Source organism: Celeribacter ethanolicus (genome assembly GCF_001550095.1).
GTDB classification, from domain to species: Bacteria; Pseudomonadota; Alphaproteobacteria; order Rhodobacterales; family Rhodobacteraceae; genus Celeribacter; species Celeribacter ethanolicus.
This window is the reverse complement of the sequence record NZ_LRUC01000011.1, coordinates 92,481-110,018: the sequence shown is the minus strand read 5'-3', so window position 1 is coordinate 110,018 and position 17,538 is coordinate 92,481. Positions and strand designations below refer to the sequence as shown.

19 protein-coding genes are annotated in these 17,538 nt (G+C 62.3%); 14 read left to right on the top strand and 5 right to left on the bottom strand.

What is annotated here, in order from left to right; all coding sequences use genetic code 11:
• Positions 1-139: 139 nt before the first annotated feature.
• Positions 140-883 (top strand): response regulator transcription factor, encoded by a 744-nt coding sequence (locus tag NH195_RS06410; protein WP_155846089.1) that lies wholly within the window; start codon positions 140-142, stop codon positions 881-883.
• Here NH195_RS06410 and NH195_RS06405 read toward each other — a convergent pair.
• Positions 854-1,279 carry a MarR family winged helix-turn-helix transcriptional regulator gene (locus NH195_RS06405; RefSeq protein WP_066704714.1) on the bottom strand — a complete coding sequence of 142 codons (426 nt, stop codon included), beginning with the start codon at positions 1,277-1,279 and terminating at the stop codon, positions 854-856. The genes NH195_RS06410 and NH195_RS06405 overlap by 30 nt on opposite strands.
• A gap of 100 nt (positions 1,280-1,379) precedes the next feature.
• On the opposite strand from NH195_RS06405, the gene hmgA reads away from it, so the two are divergent.
• From hmgA to NH195_RS06355, 10 genes are all read left to right on the top strand, one after another.
• Positions 1,380-2,750, top strand: a complete 1,371-nt coding sequence (gene hmgA / locus NH195_RS06400; RefSeq protein WP_066704712.1) for a homogentisate 1,2-dioxygenase — start codon at positions 1,380-1,382, stop codon at positions 2,748-2,750.
• A 57-nt stretch (positions 2,751-2,807) separates the two neighbouring features.
• Positions 2,808-4,046, top strand: coding sequence for a fumarylacetoacetase (gene fahA / locus NH195_RS06395; protein WP_066704710.1), 1,239 nt, complete (start codon positions 2,808-2,810; stop codon positions 4,044-4,046).
• Between the two features lie 116 nt (positions 4,047-4,162).
• Positions 4,163-5,113 (top strand): MBL fold metallo-hydrolase, encoded by a 951-nt coding sequence (locus NH195_RS06390; protein WP_066704708.1) that lies wholly within the window; start codon positions 4,163-4,165, stop codon positions 5,111-5,113.
• 27 nt (positions 5,114-5,140) lie between these two features.
• Entirely contained in the window at positions 5,141-6,766 is a 1,626-nt protein-coding gene (locus NH195_RS06385) for an FAD-dependent oxidoreductase (RefSeq protein ID WP_066704706.1), read from the top strand.
• Positions 6,763-6,960, top strand: a complete 198-nt coding sequence (locus NH195_RS06380; RefSeq protein ID WP_066704704.1) for a DUF2783 domain-containing protein — start codon at positions 6,763-6,765, stop codon at positions 6,958-6,960. The genes NH195_RS06385 and NH195_RS06380 overlap by 4 nt, the downstream gene beginning before the upstream one ends.
• 10 nt (positions 6,961-6,970) lie before the next feature.
• Positions 6,971-7,612, top strand: coding sequence for a maleylacetoacetate isomerase (gene maiA, locus NH195_RS06375; RefSeq protein ID WP_066704702.1), 642 nt, complete (start codon positions 6,971-6,973; stop codon positions 7,610-7,612).
• Between the two features lie 80 nt (positions 7,613-7,692).
• Entirely contained in the window at positions 7,693-8,718 is a 1,026-nt protein-coding gene (locus NH195_RS06370) for a TRAP transporter substrate-binding protein (protein ID WP_066704699.1), read from the top strand.
• Positions 8,715-9,167, top strand: a complete 453-nt coding sequence (locus NH195_RS06365) for a TRAP transporter small permease (protein WP_066704697.1) — start codon at positions 8,715-8,717, stop codon at positions 9,165-9,167. Before NH195_RS06370 ends, NH195_RS06365 begins: the two co-directional genes overlap by 4 nt.
• On the top strand, positions 9,164-10,471 hold the full coding sequence (locus NH195_RS06360; protein ID WP_066704695.1) for a TRAP transporter large permease: 1,308 nt from the start codon (positions 9,164-9,166) through the stop codon (positions 10,469-10,471). The genes NH195_RS06365 and NH195_RS06360 overlap by 4 nt, the downstream gene beginning before the upstream one ends.
• A gap of 68 nt (positions 10,472-10,539) precedes the next feature.
• Positions 10,540-11,010: a MarR family transcriptional regulator gene (locus tag NH195_RS06355; RefSeq protein ID WP_066704693.1), complete on the top strand. Its 471-nt coding sequence runs from the start codon at positions 10,540-10,542 to the stop codon at positions 11,008-11,010.
• A gap of 115 nt (positions 11,011-11,125) precedes the next feature.
• On the opposite strand, the gene NH195_RS06350 is transcribed toward NH195_RS06355, so the two are convergent.
• From NH195_RS06350 to NH195_RS06340, 3 genes are all read right to left on the bottom strand, one after another.
• The gene (locus tag NH195_RS06350; RefSeq protein ID WP_202906486.1) at positions 11,126-11,605 is read right to left on the bottom strand and encodes a flavin reductase family protein; all 480 of its coding nucleotides are present in this window, start codon (positions 11,603-11,605) and stop codon (positions 11,126-11,128) included.
• Positions 11,589-12,218 carry an FAD synthetase gene (locus NH195_RS06345; protein WP_155846088.1) on the bottom strand — a complete coding sequence of 210 codons (630 nt, stop codon included), beginning with the start codon at positions 12,216-12,218 and terminating at the stop codon, positions 11,589-11,591. The genes NH195_RS06350 and NH195_RS06345 overlap by 17 nt, the downstream gene beginning before the upstream one ends.
• Positions 12,219-12,281: 63 nt before the next feature.
• Positions 12,282-13,835, bottom strand: coding sequence for a 4-hydroxyphenylacetate 3-hydroxylase N-terminal domain-containing protein (locus NH195_RS06340; protein ID WP_066704691.1), 1,554 nt, complete (start codon positions 13,833-13,835; stop codon positions 12,282-12,284).
• Between the two features lie 138 nt (positions 13,836-13,973).
• Between NH195_RS06340 and NH195_RS06335 the strand changes: the two genes are divergently transcribed.
• Positions 13,974-14,720, top strand: coding sequence for an IclR family transcriptional regulator (locus NH195_RS06335; RefSeq protein ID WP_066704689.1), 747 nt, complete (start codon positions 13,974-13,976; stop codon positions 14,718-14,720).
• Between the two features lie 24 nt (positions 14,721-14,744).
• On the opposite strand, the gene NH195_RS06330 is transcribed toward NH195_RS06335, so the two are convergent.
• On the bottom strand, positions 14,745-15,668 hold the full coding sequence (locus tag NH195_RS06330) for a helix-turn-helix domain-containing protein (protein WP_066704687.1): 924 nt from the start codon (positions 15,666-15,668) through the stop codon (positions 14,745-14,747).
• Positions 15,669-15,860: 192 nt separating this feature from the next.
• On the opposite strand from NH195_RS06330, the gene NH195_RS06325 reads away from it, so the two are divergent.
• Positions 15,861-17,000, top strand: a complete 1,140-nt coding sequence (locus tag NH195_RS06325) for an amine dehydrogenase large subunit (protein WP_066704685.1) — start codon at positions 15,861-15,863, stop codon at positions 16,998-17,000.
• Entirely contained in the window at positions 17,000-17,527 is a 528-nt protein-coding gene (locus tag NH195_RS06320) for a MauE/DoxX family redox-associated membrane protein (protein WP_066704684.1), read from the top strand. The genes NH195_RS06325 and NH195_RS06320 overlap by 1 nt, the downstream gene beginning before the upstream one ends.
• Positions 17,528-17,538 lie beyond the last annotated feature (11 nt).

Sequence of the window (17,538 nt, the reverse complement as noted above, 5' to 3'; positions counted from 1 at the left end):
GGAGCGGGGGGACGGGTCTGTCCCCCGCAACAAGGGACACCAGGCACAATGCGGGTGTTCCCGGGACATTCTGGACATAAGGGCAGATCCGGGGCATCCCTTGGGGCAGGGATCGCACGAGGACACGGAGGGCGCACAGGTGAGCAATGTGTTGACCATGGTCGAGGCCTGTCTCGACGCCTGTGGCTCGGACCGTTTCGGACAGGTGTTTTCAGAACTGGCGGAGCAAAGCGGTGCTCGACAGGTTATGATTTTCGATCTGAGCGGGTCGCAGGCCTGTTGCCTGTTGTCCCGCAATTTTTCCCGCGAACGCTTGGGCGAGGTGCTGGCCGAGGCTTATCTGGAGGGCGGGTTCCGGGAGGATCCCTTGTTGCCAGTGCTGACCGCACTGTCGCCGGGCCAGCGCAAACTGGTGCATGTTCGGGTGCGGGACAGCGATATGTCCGAAAGCTATCGTCAGAGGTTTTTCAGCACACCGGGCCTGTCCGGCAAGCTGGCGGTTCTCGCCGTCGGTGAGGAGCGTCGGATCATCGTCAATTTCTACCTTGCTGCGCAGGGGGAGGGCGGCGGGCCGGAGGCGGCTCTGGCATCTTTGGCCGCAAAAATCGCGCTGATGCATTTCGAAGGGCTGTCACGCACCGGTCCGCCACCGGCCCTCGATGTGCTCAGCGCCCGCGAGCGTCAGGTCTGTCTCGGGATGCTCGACGGCAAAAAGGCGGAGCTGATCGCGCTCGAACTGTCCGTGTCGCCGGAGACGATCGCGACCTATCGCAAGCGCGCCTATGCCAAGCTGGGGATTTCGTCGAAAGGTGCCCTGTTCGCACTCTGTCGGCAGGGGGCTGCGGTGCGCGGCTCATGCGAGCGCCATGAGCAGACGCTTTAAGTGCTTCATGTCCTCCGGGCCGAGCCGGGTGGCCAATGCGGTTTCGTAATCTGCGGCGGCAGCGGTCAGGACGTTGAACGCGTCCTGACCTGCCGGGCGCAGGGTCAGCCGTTCCATGCGCCGGTCTTCATGGCTGACCTCACGTCCGAGAAAACGCTTTTGTTCAAGCGCGCGCACGGCGCGAGAAACCTTGGTTTTGTGAATGCTGGCGCGTATGGAAATTTCTTTCGCTGTCATTGCGCCGTAGCGCCCGAGATGAAACAGCACCCGCCATTCGGTTTGCAGCATGCCGTAGAGGTTTTTGTAGGTATTTGAAAAAACACGACTTTGCTGTTCTGCTGCTTGGTTGAGCAGATAGGGCGTAAAGACTGAAAGCTCGAAATCCTCGCGGTTCACTTTTCTCTCCCGATACAAAAAACACCCTTGTTAGTTACAAAAGCAACTATCAACATGTCAATAATCAGACAGGACAGATCAGACTGGGAGGGCTTTCTGAATGAACGATATGAGCACGATCTCGGGGCTGACCCGCGCCGTTGGGATTTCCACAGCGCACGAAGGCTACATGCCTGGCTTTGGCAATGATTTCGAAACCGAGGCGCTTCCCGGGGCTCTGCCTCAGGGGATGAACAGCCCGCAGAAATGTGCCTACGGCCTTTACGGCGAACAATTGTCCGGTACGGCCTTTACGGCGCCGAGTCATCAGAACGAACGGACGTGGTGTTATCGCATCCGGCCTTCGGTCAAACACTCGCACCGCTATGAAAAGATCGACCTGCCGCTTTGGGCGTCCGCACCCTGTGTCGATCCCGATGTGATCAGCCTGGGTCAGTACCGCTGGGACCCGGTGCCGCATTCGGACGCGCCGCTGACCTGGTTGACAGGCATGCGCACGATGACCACGGCGGGGGATATCTACACTCAGGTCGGCATGGCGACGCATATCTACCTGGTGACCGAATCCATGGTGGATGCCTATTTCTACTCCGCCGACAGCGAGCTTCTGGTGGTGCCGCAGGAAGGGCGTCTGCGGTTCTGCACCGAGCTGGGGGTCATCGACCTCGAACCCAAGGAAATCGCGATTCTGCCGCGCGGTCTTGTCTATCGTGTCGAGCTTCTCGACGGTCCGGCGCGGGGCTTTGTCTGTGAGAATTACGGCCAGAAATTCGAACTGCCGGGGCGCGGGCCGATCGGGGCCAATTGCATGGCCAACCGCCGCGATTTCAAGACGCCGGTGGCCGCCTTCGAGGACCGCGAGACGCCCTCGACCGTGACGATCAAATGGCAGGGCCAGTTCCATGAGACCAGGATCGGGCATTCGCCGCTCGATGTGGTGGCCTGGCACGGCAATTATGCGCCGGTGAAATACGATCTGCGGACCTATTGCCCGGTCGGCTCGATCCTGTTCGATCACCCCGACCCGTCGATTTTCACCGTGCTGACCGCGCCGTCTGGCGTGCCGGGGACCGCGAACATCGACTTCGTGCTGTTCCGCGAGCGCTGGATGACGATGGAAAACACCTTCCGTCCGCCGTGGTACCACAAGAACGTGATGTCCGAACTGATGGGCAACATCTACGGCGAATATGATGCCAAGCCGCAGGGTTTCGTGCCGGGCGGGCTGAGCCTCCACAACATGATGCTGCCGCATGGGCCGGACAACGATGCCTTCGAGAAGGCGACATTCGCCGATCTCGAACCCGAGAAGCTCGACAACACCATGTCCTTCATGTTCGAGACCCGTTTCCCGCAGCACCTGACACGGTTCGCCGCGACAGAGGCCCCGCTTCAGGACGATTACATCGACTGCTGGGACAGCCTGAAGAAACGCTTTGACGGGACGCCGGAAGGCAACTGGGAGAAATGAAGCGGAGGGCGGCGGCGGTTTGCCGGCGTCCTGACCACAAGAAGGAAGGGAGGAGACATGAGTCTCATCAGAAGCTGGGTCGAGAGCGCAAACGACCCGGAATGCGATTTTCCGCTGAACAATCTGCCCTATGGCGTGTTCGATGCCGGGCAGGGCCCGCGTATGGGCGTGGCCATCGGGGCCTTCGTGCTCGATGTGGTGCAGGTGGATCACGGGCTCGACCCGTCCTTGTTTGCGGCACCGTCCTGGAACGCGGTCATGGCCGCCGGTCCCGAGGTCTGGGCTGCACTCAGGGCCCGTTTGACGGAGCTTCTGGCCGGTGAAGCCCATCGCACCGCCGTGGAGCCGCATCTCGTGCCGTTGGAGACGGTGCAAATGCGTATGCCCTTTGCCGTGACCGAGTACACCGATTTCTACGCCTCGAAAAACCATGCGGTGAATGTCGGCACCATGTTCCGCGGCGCGGAAAACGCCCTGCCGCCGAACTGGCTGTCGATCCCGATCGGCTACAATGGGCGGGCGTCTTCGGTCGTGGTTTCGGGCACGCCGGTGCAGCGCCCGCTGGGCCAGCTCAAGGCACCGGATCAGGACCTGCCGGTCTTCGCGCCCTGCCAACGTTTCGATCTGGAACTGGAAATGGGGGCCATCGTCGGTCAACCGTCTTCCGGCATGGTCTCCGTCGCCGAGGCCGACGACATGATTTTTGGCTATGTCCTTTTGAACGACTGGTCGGCGCGCGACATTCAGGCCTGGGAATACCAACCTCTGGGGCCGTTCCAGGCCAAGGCCACCGCGACCACGATCAGCCCCTGGATCGTCACGAAAGCCGCGCTGGAGCCGTTCCGCCGCCCGACGCCGGAACGCGAACGCCCGTTGTTGCCCTATCTCGCCGAACCGGGGCCGATGCTTTACGACATCGACCTCTCTGTGGGGCTCGCCCCCGAGGGCAAGGCCGAGACTGTGATCGCCCGGACCAATTACACCCATATGTATTATTCGGCGGCGCAACAGCTTTGTCATCACACCACCTCGGGCTGTCCGATGCGGGTGGGTGATCTCTTGGGGTCGGGCACGATTTCGGGAACCACGCCGGATAGCCGCGGCTCGCTTCTGGAGTTGAGCTGGGGCGGCAAGGAGCCTCTGACGCTCGACACGGGCGAACCCCGGAGCTTTCTGGAAGATGGCGACAGGCTGACGCTCTATGGCGCGGCAAAAGGCGACGGCTATCGCATCGGCTTCGGGGCCTGTTCCGGCACGGTGCGTCCGGCCGCAGCGGTCGAATTGCCGACGGCCTGACGACCGATTTCCTCATGGCGCTCCGGATGGTCCGGAGGCCATGGTTCTGAAAACAGATAACCCGCAGGGGCGCCATGCTGCGCGCTCCGTCAGGCGGAAGAAAAAGGACAACGCACATGGCGAAAGCATTCGCGAGCCAGGGGGACCTGGAAGAGAAGACGGTGAGCTTCACCGAAGTGGGCGAGGGGCTGTATGCCTTCACCGCCGAGGGCGATCCGAACACCGGCGTCATCATCGGCGACGAGAGCGTGATGATCGTTGAGGCGCAGGCGACGCCGCGGCTGGCGCGCAAGGTGATCGACTGCGTGCGCACCGTCACCGACAAGCCGATTTCCCACGTCGTGCTGACCCATTATCACGCCGTCCGCGTGCTGGGCGCGAGTGCTTACGGAGCGCGTGAGATCATCATGTCGGAGAAAGCCGCCGCGATGGTCGAAGAGCGCGGTCAGGAGGACTGGGACAGCGAATTCGGTCGCTTCCCGCGCCTGTTCCAGGGCCATGAGGAAATCCCCGGCCTGACCCGTCCGACCACGACCTTCCGTGACAAGATGACCGTCTACCTCGGCAAGCGCCGGGTCGACATCATGACGCTCGGCCGCGCGCATACCGCAGGTGATGCGGTGATCTGGGTGCCGGATCAGGAGGTGATGTTCACCGGCGACATCGTCGAATACCACTCCGCCTGCTACTGCGGCGACGGGCATTTCGGCGACTGGGGCGGCACGCTCGACGCCATCGCGGGTTATAAGCCGAAGTCCATCGCACCGGGCCGGGGCGACGCGCTTGTGGGTGAAGAGATGGTCGGCAAAGCCATCGCCGCAACCCGCGATTTTGTCGACAGCACCTATGCGCCGGTGGCGCGGATCGTGGCCCGTGGCGGCTCTCTGAAAGAGGCCTGGGACGCGGTGCGGGCATCTTGTGACGCCAAATTCGGCGACTACGCGATCTACGAACACTGCCTGCCGTTCAACGTGGCGCGTGCCTATGACGAAGCCCGCGGCATCGACACGCCGCGCGTCTGGACCGCAGAACGCGACCGAGAAATGTGGGAGGCCCTTCAGGGCTGACGCCTGGGGTTCAGGGAGGAGGACAACATGTTTCAGGACCGCTATTCGCTGGCTTTCCGGCTTTATCCTTATGCGCGCTGTGCCGACCAGGACAGTGAGGAGATCGTGCGCCACCCGGTCGTGGTGATGGGGGGCGGACCCATCGGGATCGCCACCGCGCTCGATCTCGGGTTGCAGGGGATACCGGTGGTGGTGCTCGACGATCACGAGGGCATCGGCATGGGCTCGCGTGCGATCTGTTTTTCCAAACGCAGTCTCGAGATCGCGGACCGCTACGGGTGCGGTCAGCCGATGTTGGACAAGGGCGTGGTGTGGAATGTCGGCAAGGTGTTCCACCGCGACAGTCAGGTGTTCGAGTTCAATCTCCTGCCGGAAGAAGGCCATAAATACCCGGCCTTCATCAATCTTCAGCAACCCTATTTCGAACGCTTTCTGGTGGAGCGGGTACGCGAGGCGCAGGCGGCGGGCGCACCGATCGAGATCCGGGGCAAGAACCGGGTCGATGCGGTCGAGGTGCGGGACGATCATGTGCTGCTCGACATCACGACACCGGACGGGCCGTATCGCATCGCCGCCGATTGGCTGATCGGGGCGGACGGGGCCAATTCGCCCCTGCGCGCTATGCTGGGCCATGAATTCTCGGGCAAGGTGTTCAAGGACAGTTTCCTGATCGCCGACATTCGCATGACGGCGGATTTCCCGACCGAACGCTGGTTCTGGTTCGAGCCGACCCATGTGGGCGGTGCCTCGACCTTGCTGCACAAACAGCCGGACGACACCTGGCGGGTGGATTTCCAGATCGGCTGGGACGTGGACCGCAAGGAAGAGATGAAAGAGGAAAACATCCGCCGTCGCCTCGACGCGATGCTGGGGGCGGATGTGGAGTATGAAATCGTCTGGTCGTCGATCTACACGTTTCAATGCAAACGGATGGAGCGGTTTCGCCATGGCCGGGTGATCTTTGCGGGCGATGCGGCGCATCAGGTGTCGCCTTTCGGCGCGCGCGGCGCCAATTCCGGGCTTCAGGATGTGGACAACCTCGGCTGGAAGCTTGGGCTGGTGGTGCGGGGCGAGGCACCGGAGAGCCTGCTCGACAGTTACGATCAGGAACGTATTCACGGCGCCGACGAGAACATTCTCAATTCGACCCGCTCGACGGATTTCATCACGCCGAAATCCGGTGTGAGCCGGATGTTCCGGGACGCGGTTCTGGACCTGTCCGGGCGGTATGAATTTGCCCGGCCCTTCGTGAATTCCGGGCGTTTGTCGGTGCCCTGCGTCTATGACGGTTCGACGCTCAACAGCGTCGATGGCCTGCTCGAAGCCCCGGCGCGGAGCCGTCCGGGAGCACCCTGTTCCGATGCGCCGCTGAACAACGGCTTTCTTCTGGAGCAGTTGGGCGGAGGGTTCACGATTCTCGCGCTCGGAACAGAGGCACCGGAACCGGTGACCGAAGACGGCATCACGGCACAGGTTCTGAGCCTGTCAGCGGAGGAGATCGGCCCGGAGCTGCGCGCGCGTTATCTCGGGACCTGCTCTCATGCCGTCTACCTGATCCGCCCGGATCAGCATATCGCCGGGCGGTGGTCCGCCTGGGAGGAAACCGAGCTGCGCGCCGCGCTGCGAAAGGCCACGGGGAGGGGCCGAGCATGAGCCTGATTTTGACACCGAATGTCGAGGCGCCGGATGATATCTATGCCGGGCTGATTGCCGCGCACGAGGGGCTGGACCGGGAGGCGAGCGAAGCGCTCAATGCCCGGCTGATCCTGATCCTGATGAACCAGATCGGCAATGCCGAAACCCTGTCCGAGGCGCTGCGCGCAGCCCGGGGCACGGTTGAAAGCTGAAGGACACAGAATGTCCGCAGAGACCGTGCTCTTCGATTACTGGCGTTCGACGGCAAGTTACCGTTTGCGTATCGCTCTCAATCTGGCGGGGGTCGCCTACCGGGCGGTGCCGGTGGATCTCGTGGCGGGGGAACAACGCACCGCGCCGCATCTGACGCGCAATCCGCAGGGCCTGGTGCCGGTGCTCGACATCGACGGGCTGCGGCTCACGCAATCCATGGCGATCCTCGATTATCTTGAGGACACCGGGCGGCTCAACCTGCGCCCCGCCGATCCGGCGGTCGCGGTGAAGATGCGGGGCGTGGTGCAGGCGATTGCCTGCGACCTGCACCCGGTCTGCAATCAGCGCGTCGCGGCGCATGTGGTGGAGTTGACCGGTCGTGGGACGGATCGTGCGGAATGGATGCGCCATTTCATCCGGCCCGGGTTGGTCGCTGTCGAGGCGATGCTCGATGCCGTGGGGCCCTATGCGATGGGAGAGCGTCTCAGCCAGGCCGATCTGGTGCTGATCCCGCAATTGTACAATGCAGAGCGTTGGGGGGTGCCGACAGAAGATCTGCCGCGTCTCACCCGGGTCGCCGAAACCTGTGCCGGACTGCCGGCCTTTGCGGCGGCCCATCCGGACCGGGTTCACCCGGATCGGGGAGCCTGACGAAAACCGTACTTCAACACTGGCGCGCGGGGGGAAGGAGACCGCCTGCGGGGCCGACTTCAACTGGGAGGAAACAACATATGAAACGTCTGACACAAGCTGGCCTGTTGGCCATCACAACCCTGCTCACGCCTCTGGCGGCTCAGGCCGCCGATGTGACACTCGCGCTGTCGAGCTGGCTGCCGCCGCGCCATCCGATCGTGGTCAACGCGATCAAGCCCTGGGCCAAGGACGTCGAACAGGTCACCGAGGGTCGCGTGTCGATCCGGGTGCTCGGCAAACCCCTTGGCTCGCCGCCCGCGCATTTCGACATGGCGAGGGACGGGGTCGCGGACATCACCTATGGCCTGCACAGCTTCACGCAGGACGATCGGTTCAAGGGCAGTTTGCTGGGTCAGTTCTCCTTTATCGGCGACGATGCCGTCACCAGTTCCAAAGCCTTCTGGACAGTCTACACCGAAGACCTGAATGCCCGCGAAGAACATGAGGGCACGCATCTTCTGGGCTTGTTCACCCATGGTCCGGGACTGTTGCACAACAACAAGCATCGGCTGGAAACCCCCGCAGATGTCGAGGGGCTCAAGATCCGGGTGCCCAGCAGTTACGTCGGCACTCTGGTGGACGATTTGGGAGGAACCTCTCTCTTCATGTCTTCGACGGAAGTGTATGAAAAGCTGTCGCGCGGGGTGATCGACGGGGTGGCGTTCACCTATGAGGCGCTGACCGCGTTCAACCTGGCGGACGATGTGAAATATTCGATGACCGTGCCCGGCGGCGTGTATAACACCACATGGTTCCTCGTGGTCAACGAGGACCAGTGGAACAGTATCTCGCCCGAGGACCGGGCCGCCATCGACGCCATCTCCGGTCTCGCCTTCGCCGAACGCGTCGGACAGGCTTGGAACGATGCGGATGCGGTCGCGCGCGAGGAGCTTGCGGACAGCGACATCGAATTCTACCCGGCGCCCGAGCCGGTTCTCACGGCTCTGCAAGCCTCCGCACAGCGGCAGGAGGAAACCTGGGCTGAATCCTTGCCCGAGGACGAAGACGGTCTGGCGGCCCTGACCCGGTTGCGCGCGATGACCGGGGTCACGGTGCCGCAATGACCGCGAAACGGATCGAAAACGGTCTGATGGGGCTGGCAGCTTTCTTGCTGCTGGCCCTCATGGCCGTGACGGGGATTGATGTCATCGGTCGATACCTGTTCAACGCACCGCTGTCCGGGGCGTTCGAGCTGACGGAGCTTCTGCTCGGGGCGCTGGTGTTCGTCGCCCTGCCTCTGGTGAGCCGCGCGGGCGCGCATGTTGAGGTCGATCTGCTGGTGAGCGTTGTGCCGCGTGCCGTTTCCCGTGTGATGGGGCGTATGGCAGCGATCGTCTCGGCGGTTGTGCTGGCCTTTTTCGCCTGGCGTCTCGCGGTGCTCGGGATCACTCAGGTCACGGACGGGGCCCGTTCCGTATCGATGGGCGTTCCTCTGGCACCGTTTGCTTTTCTGGGCGCGCTGACCTGTCTCGTCGCGGCGCTCTTTGGTCTGATGCGGGAGATGCGCCCATGATCGAATCGCTGATTGCCCTGGTCGTTCTGCTGTTTCTGGTCTTTTCCCGCGTGCCGATCGCCTTTGCCATGGCTGTGGTCGGCGCGGTGGGCTTTGCCTGGATGCGCGGGCTCGATGCCGCGGGTGCCATGGTTGGCAGCGCCGTGTTCGAAACCGGCTTTTCCTATTCGCTGTCCGTCGTGCCCCTGTTCATTTTCATGGGCAATATCCTCGCGCATTCGGGCATCGCGCACGGGCTCTTTGCCGGGGCGGACCGACTGTTCGGACGCATGCGGGGCGGGCTTGCGCTCGCTGCGGTGCTGTCCTGTGGCGGGTTTTCCGCGGTGTCGGGCTCGTCTCTGGCGACGGCGGCGACGATGAGCCGGGTGGCGATGCCGCCGATGCGGCGCTTCGGCTATTCCGACAGTCTCGCGGCGGGCTCGATTGCGGCGGGTGGCACGCTTGGCATTCTCATTCCGCCCTCGGTGATCATGATCATCTACGGGCTCCTGACCGAAAGCGACATCGGCAAGCTGTTCATCGCAGGGCTGATCCCCGGCGCCCTTGGGGTGGTGTTCTATCTGCTCGCAGTGATGATCGCGGTGCGGATCAAACCCGATCTGGCGCCGCCCGTGACCGATCCCGAACCGATGTCGCGGACGGACAAGATGGGGGTGTTCGGCACGCTGGCGCTTTTCGCCTTCATTATGATCGGGATTTACGGCGGGTTCTTCACCCCTATCGAAGCGGCGGGCATGGGGGCGATCTTTGCATTGCTGCTGGCGCTGATGATGCGCAGCCTCAGCCGTGCGGGGTTCTGGATGGCCTGCCGGGAAACGGTCATTTCCTCCGCCATGATCTTTGCGATTGTCATCGGGGCCGAAATCTTTTCTGCCTTCGTGAATTTTGCCGGACTGCCGGACGCTCTGGTGGACCTGATCTACGAGATGGACATCAGCCCCTGGGCGGTGATCGCGATGATGGTGCTGATCTATCTGATGATGGGCTGTGTCTTTGAAAGCCTGTCGATGATCCTTTTGACCGTGCCGGTGTTCTATCCGATCATCTATCAACTCGATTTCGGAACGGGGCTGCTGTCCGATCCGGAGAACGTCCTGATCTGGTTTGCCGTGGTCGTGGTCGTTGTGACGGAAATCAGCCTGATCACCCCGCCGGTGGGCATGAATGTGTTCATCCTGCGAGCCACTTTGCCGGATATTCCTCTGGGCGTGATCTTTCGCGGCATCGTGCCATTCTGGATTGCGGACATCCTGCGGCTTTTGCTGCTGGTCAGCGTGCCGGCACTGTCGCTTATGCTGCTATGAGCTATGCAGGCCATGCGAAATATGGCCGTATGCAAGGGCTGGAACGGGTGAGAGAAGGACGATGCATTATGGATGACGGTCTCCCGCAGGTGGAATTGGCCCGCACGACACGGGCCTTGCCTTTTGCCCTGATCCGGGCGCGGGAGGCACTTCTCGTGCCGCTTCGTCGCATGCTGGCGGAGGCCGGGGTCAGCGAACCGCAATGGCGCATCCTGAGGGTTCTTGCGGAGGCCGGACCGATGTCCGGGCAGGGACTGGCCCGCGCCGCCTGTCTGCAACCGGCCTCCGTATCGCGAATTCTCCAGTCCATGCTGGAAAGAAAGCTTATCGCCCGGGTTCAGAACCCGCTCAATCGGCGTCGGCAGGTTGTGTCGATCTGCCCGGAGGGGCTCAGACTGCTGTCGGAGTACAGTGCGATGAGCCGGGGAATCACGGACCGCTTCGAACAGCGGTTCGGGGCAGAGAAGTATCGGCTCTTGCTCGATCTGCTGGAGGAGTTCAACAGCCTTCCCCCGGAAGAGGAGACACCGACTTCTTGATGCGGGGGCGTCGCATAGATTTGCCTCCGGGAAGAACGGAGGGGGGACGTTCCGGCTCCGTCCTTCCCGGGCTGTTCGAGTGGTTTCAGCGGGTTGAACCCGGTTGGGGGCGTGCCTAAGCCTCGGCCAGCCGACCGAATTTGCCGGAATGAAACAGCAGGGGCTGTGCCTGCGCGTTCCGGTCCAGATCGACCACCCGCCCGATGAACAGGATGTGATCCCCGGCCTCGACCTCCTGGGCAACCTCGGCCACGATATGGGCCGCTGCGCCGCGCAGCACGGGCATGCCGCCGCGCTCTTCGAGCAAGTCTTCGAGGCTGGCGTCCGGCCGTCCCGCGAAATGCATCGCATGGGGATGCATGTCCTGTGCCAGGATACTCACCGCGTAAGCTCCCGAGGCGCGGATCTTGTCCAGCATTTTCGTGCCGCGATCGAGCGAGATTGAAATGAGCGGCGGGTCCAGAGAGACGGACATGAAAGCATTCGCGGTCATACCATGATCACCGTCTTCTGTCCGGGTGGTGATGACGGTGACGCCGGTGGCAAAGCTGCCGCAGCAATCGCGCAGGCTGCGCGGGTCAATCGGATGAGACATGGTATTCTTCTCCCAGTCGTAAATCATGCTTGGCCATGGCACCCGACAGGCGCAACGCGTCACTGTCGGCTCCAAGCAGATGTTTTGCAGTTGCACTGTCCCCATCGGCGCGCAGCGCCCGGATCCGGGTCGAGGAAATCACCTCGCCACCATCGCAGCGCACCTCCGGTGCGATCGCGACGTCGAAATGCTGCGCCAGAAGTGCCACCGTTCCCGCCTGTTTGCTGCCGAACCGGAAATCGGCCCCGACATGGATGCGCATCGGGTTCACACGTCCCAGATCGCCAAGGAACGCTTCGGCGGAACGACGGCAATAGGTCTCGGAAAACCGGCTGACCACGATGACGTCCGGCCCCATCCGGGCGAGCCGCACCAGTTTTTCCTCCAGTGTGCAGAGCGGACGGGCGCGGCCAAAGAACACCTTGGGCGGTGGGTCGAAGGTCCAGACGACACTGGGCACCCCCAGCTCTTGCGCGTCTCGGATCGCGCCGCGCACGAGGGTCTGGTGTCCCCGATGCACCCCGTCGAAGGCCCCGATGGTCACGAGGCTGCGCGGCAGGCTGACCTGCCGGTCGGTCAGAATGACTGTCTGTGCGCCATCGTAGCTGAACATGAGCATTTCCTCTTTCAGGCTTGCAGGCTGCCCCCGATACCGGTCGGGGACAGCCCATCAGGATCAGCCGTTGAACCCGGCTTTCAGACGGTTGATGTCCCAAGGGTTGATCATGTCCGGTGCCCGCCAGCCGTCGAGGTCGTATTCAGACATGTAATCGTCCACCAGTTGGTGCAGCATGTCCATCTCGCCGGTGGCCTGCGCCGTCAGCATGGTCTCGATCCGGATGTTCTCGTAATTCCCGGCATAATTGGCCTCGTAAAGCTCATGCCGTCCGCCGAATTCGGAGCCGATCGCATCCCAGAGCAGTTTCAGAAGCTTCACCCGGTCGATTGCCACCATCCCGTTCGAACCGCGCACGAAACGGTCGAGATAGGGCCGCACATCGTCGGAGGCGAAATCCAGCGTCGAGGATGGCAGGTAGATCAGACCGGAGGCGACGTTGCGCTCGATCAGTTCCTTGATCCGGGTGTAGGCCATTGGCGCGAACACCCGGCTTGCGAGCCCGTAGTTGATGTTGGGCAGAACATAACCGTCTGTCCCCTCCCACGGCACCGGCGATTTCACCATGGCGTCCGAAATGCCCCAGAACAGGTTGCGCCAGGCCAGAACCTCGCCCACCGCCGTCTGCGGCCCACGGAACACACGCGATCCGGTCGCCTCCAGCGCCTTGGAGAACAGACCTGCGATGAAGTCCAACTTGACCGCCAGGCGCGTCGCACCATGCAGGGTGAAACGCGGCACAAAGCCCGAGGCCGGGAAGAAGGTGTTGATCTTTTCGACATCGCCATAGACGAAAATGTTCTCCCAGGGCACGAGCACCTTGTCGAACACCAGAATCGCGTCGTTCTCGTCCAGCCGCGAGGACATCGGATAATCGAAGGGCGTCCCCATGACCGTGGCGTTCAGCTCGTAGCTCGCCCGCGAAATCAGTTTGACGCCCGGGCTGCCCATCGGAGCGGTAAAGATCAGGGCGAATTTCTTCTCTTTGATCGGAATGCCGTAATGCGCGATGAAGTTGTAATGCGTCAGCGCCGATCCGGTGGCGACCACTTTCGCGCCCGACACCACGACACCCGCATCGGTCTCCTTCTCGACCTGCATATAGACGTCGCCGGTCTCCTCCACCGGCAGGTGCCGGTCGATGGGAGGGTTGACGATGGCGTGGTTCCAGTAGTCGACGCGCTCCTGCGTGCGGGCATACCAGGTCTTCGCATTCTCGGCATATTCGCCGTAGAAGCCCGCATTGGCGCCCAGCGTGCCGAGGAACGCCGCCTTGTAATCCGGCGAGCGCCCCATGAACCCGTTCGACACCCGTTGCAGCTCGGCAATCGCATCGCGTCCGGCCACGAGATGTTCCGAGGTCTTCGGGCCCTGGAAATACGGGTGGGTCCAGCCGCCCGAACCGGTGTCCGTGGCGCGCCCGAGGATGTCTTTTTTCTCATGAAGCCGATCATACCAGCGCGCGACCATGCGGGACGAGTTGCGGAACGCGGGGTGTTTCGTGACGTCCTTGACACGCTCGCCATGGACGTAGATTTCGCGCCCGTCCTGAATGCTCTCCAGAAATTCGGCACCGGTATAGGGCACAGTTCCCTGTGTGACTTGGTCTTTCATATATTCCTCCCTGGCTGACACAGCTCCTCCTGCGTCCCGCGATCACCATGGCTTGCGTAAAAAATATTGGAAGGTATCGAATAATACTCGCATATTTTCCGATAATACCGGAAACTTGATCGGCTGGAGGCCAAGTGAATGAAATCAATTCGAAAAATCGGCCAAATCCTGAGTCTCTATTCCGCCGCCGCGCCGGAGCATGGCGTGTCGGAGATTTCGCGCAGTTTGGGCGTGTCCACCAGCGGCGCGCATGACCTTGTCGATGGGCTTGCGAAAATCGGCCTGCTGCAAAAGGTCGACCGGGGGCGATACCGTCTCGGGCCGACGGTCGCCTCGCTCTATCACATCCTCGTGGACAGTTCGGCCCTGATCGAGGCCGCGCGTCCCGTCATGGTCAAGCTCGTCGAGGATTACGGTGAAACCGTTCATCTTACGGTGCTTGATCAGTTGCGGATCGTGGTCGCGGATGCGTTGGTCGGCACCCAGACCCTGCGGGTGTCCCGCGCCGTTCTTGGGCCGGAACTGGCGCCGCATTTCAGCCCGGCGGGGATGCTGCATCTCTCCACCGCAGGGCCGGAGCGCTTGGCGGCCTATGTGGCGACCCATGCCGATTCGCGTTTCCCGCTCTTGCCGAAAGACCGTTGGACGCAGCAGCTTTCGGACGTGTTACAGGCCGGATATGCCAGCGGGCCGCTTCTGAACGACCGGGACATCACCTGTTGTGCCGCGCAAATCCGAAATCATGCCGATATTCCCGTCGCGGTTCTGTCGATCTCCGTGCCGCGCACCCGACATGAAATTCAGCCGCGCGCCTTTCGCACCATCACGATGGACGCCGCGCAGCGTATTTCCGAGGCGATGGGCTATATGATCGAAGAGACCTGAGGACGATGACCGGTCCGGACGGGATCAGTGGGGCTGCGGCGTGGCCCGGCGCAGGGTGTCGGAGGGGCGTTCGCCGAACATGGCGCGATAGCCTTGTGAGAACCGGCCCCAGTGGTAATAGCCGAATTCCATGCTGACATCCGACACTTTCGTGCTGCGCGGATCCGAGAACCGCAACCGGCGGTGTACCTCGCTCAGCCGACGCCCCTTGAGCATGTCGTCGAGCGTCATGCCGGTGCGCTCAAGGCAGGCCGCGCGCAGCATCGCGCGATCCCGGTCGAGATGTTTCGCCAGATGGCTGACGCTCATCTTGTCGAACGGAAGGCTGTCGCAGGCTGCGAGAATATCCGCCATCAGGCCACGCGGCAGTTTCCGCGACCGGACCCGGCTGGCCTGTCGCGCCCAAAGCGAGATCCGGTCGAGCAGAAGATCCGGCGCCAGATCCAGCACCGCCTGTTGCGCGATGCCCTGGCGCGCACTTTCCATCAGGGTGAGCATCCACTCCGCGATGCCATGGCTTTCCTGCGGCGTCACCGCGCGGGCGCCACGGATGATGTCCTCCGGCAGACAGTCCTGCGGCAGGGTCAGCATGATGTAATCCGCGTCGCTGTCGGTGAAGATGTGATAATCCTCTCCGGCGACATGGATCATGCCGGTGCCTGTTCCGATCGCATTGGACACTCCGGCCATTGTCAGGCGTCGGCCAAGCGAAAATCCGACACAGACATAGCCATCGGGCACCCGGTAGATGTTCTCCATCTTCTGGTTCACGGTCTCTCGATAGAGCGTGATGTCCTCCCACTCCAGCGCCGCGATATGCCCCTCGAACGCCCCCGGCGACAATTGCCGGTAAAGCTGGTTCCAGCCGTCCAGCCCCCGTTCCTGATCGACGAAACTGTCGAACCGGACCTCGCGTACCCGGGTTCGGGGTTTGATCTCTGTGTGCATGATAAGTAACCGGAATATTTTAGTTTTCCCATTGTGAGATGCCGCTTGGCAGCAGGTGTCAAGAATTGCAGTGCGCAAAACGGTAAGATTCACGCGCTGCATATTTTATGTGCGAAATTATCCCTCCGGGGCGGATAGCGCGGGCTGAAAACCAGCCCCTATGCTGATCACGAGACCATCACCAGGAGACAGATGATGAAATCCACAACCGCCGCTTTCGTGGTGCTTGCCGCGCTGACCGGACCGGCTTTCGCACAAGACGCCATCGAACCCGAAACCCTCTCCGTCAAGGAAACCATCGACGAAGGCCCGAACCTCTTCGTACTCGATCAGGCCTGGAAAGGCCCGTCCTCGATCAACGTGCTGGGCGCCGAAGATTTCGCGATGAAGGGCAACATGGGCCCGGGCACCACCGCGCAGATGGTGCTCTCCGCCGACGGCAAGACCATGTACACCACCTCGGTCTATTTCGAGCGCTACACCTACGGCCCGATCACCAACGTGTTCCACACCTGGGACGTCGACACGCTCAAGATCAAAAGCGAATTCGAATTCGGCGTGAAAATGGCCCATGTCGAAAGCCAGCCGGCGCTGCTGACGCTCTCCTCCGACGAGGCCTATGCGCTGGCCCAGAACGCCACGCCCGCGACCTCCGTCTCGGTGATCGACATCGCCGCTGGCGCCGCCATCGCCGAAATTCCGACGCCGGGTTGCTGGGGCATCTTTCCCTCCACCTCCGGTATGAAATTCACCACGATCTGCGGTGACGGCACCTTCCAGACCTATTCTTACGCCGCCGATGGCACCTTCGGCGATCCGGGCAAGTCTGAGAAAATCTTCGACGTCGATGACGACGCGCTCTTCACCAATGGCGTGCGGGTCGGCGACACCCTCGTCTATGTGTCCTATAACGGCAATCTCTATGTCGTGGACGACAGCGGTGAGGTGCCGGTCCTGTCCGAGACCATCGCGCTGACCGAAGGCGTTCTGGGCAAATGGGCGCCGTCCGGCTCCGAGCTGATCGCTTATAACGCCCCGACCAACACCGCTTTCGTGCTGATGCACTCCGGGGCCTACAACGGTTCGCACAAAAACGGTGCGGAGCAGATCTGGGCCGTGGACATGGACAGCAAGACCGTCGTCGGTCGCTCCACCGCGCATCATGAAAACGGGCTCATCGTGACGCAGACCGAAGAGCCGATGCTCTATGGTGCCAATGAGGAAGGCGATGTCTACCTCTACTCCGTCGAGATGGGCGATGAGGTCTTCCTCGAGATGACCGAAGAGTTCAATATCGGTGGCTGGCCGACCATCATGGAGCTGGATCGCTGATGGGAGACCTGTCGCAGCTCACCTCGGCAACCCTGACGAGCTTTCTCGTGCTCGTGTTGGCGCGCGCGGCCTGGCACAAGTGGCAGGCCTTCTATGAGACGGTGGGGTTTGCGCAGGGCTATGGGCTTGTGCCCCGTCACATGGTGCCCGCGATCGTGCGCGGACTGACGGGGGCCGAGGCCCTCACGGTCCTCGCACTCCTCCTTCCCGTCACCCGTCCCTTCGGCGGGCTGATGGCGGCGGGGCTGTTCGCGGGCTACGGCGTGCTGATGGCGGCGGCTTTGCTTCGGGGACAGACGGAGATCGATTGTGGCTGCGGTGGCACGCCGCAGATCGTCTCCGGCCTGACCCTCGGGCGCAATGCCGTGTTGACCGTCATGGCGCTGGCCGTCGCGATGATCTCTGTCGGGCCGCTTGGCGCGATGGGGGCGATCATGGCGATCACTGCCGGGATCACGCTTTTCGCGATCTACGGCGTGGCGGAAAAACTCGCCTCCCATCTCCCCCACATCCGGCAGGCCGGATGAGAGAGGACAGA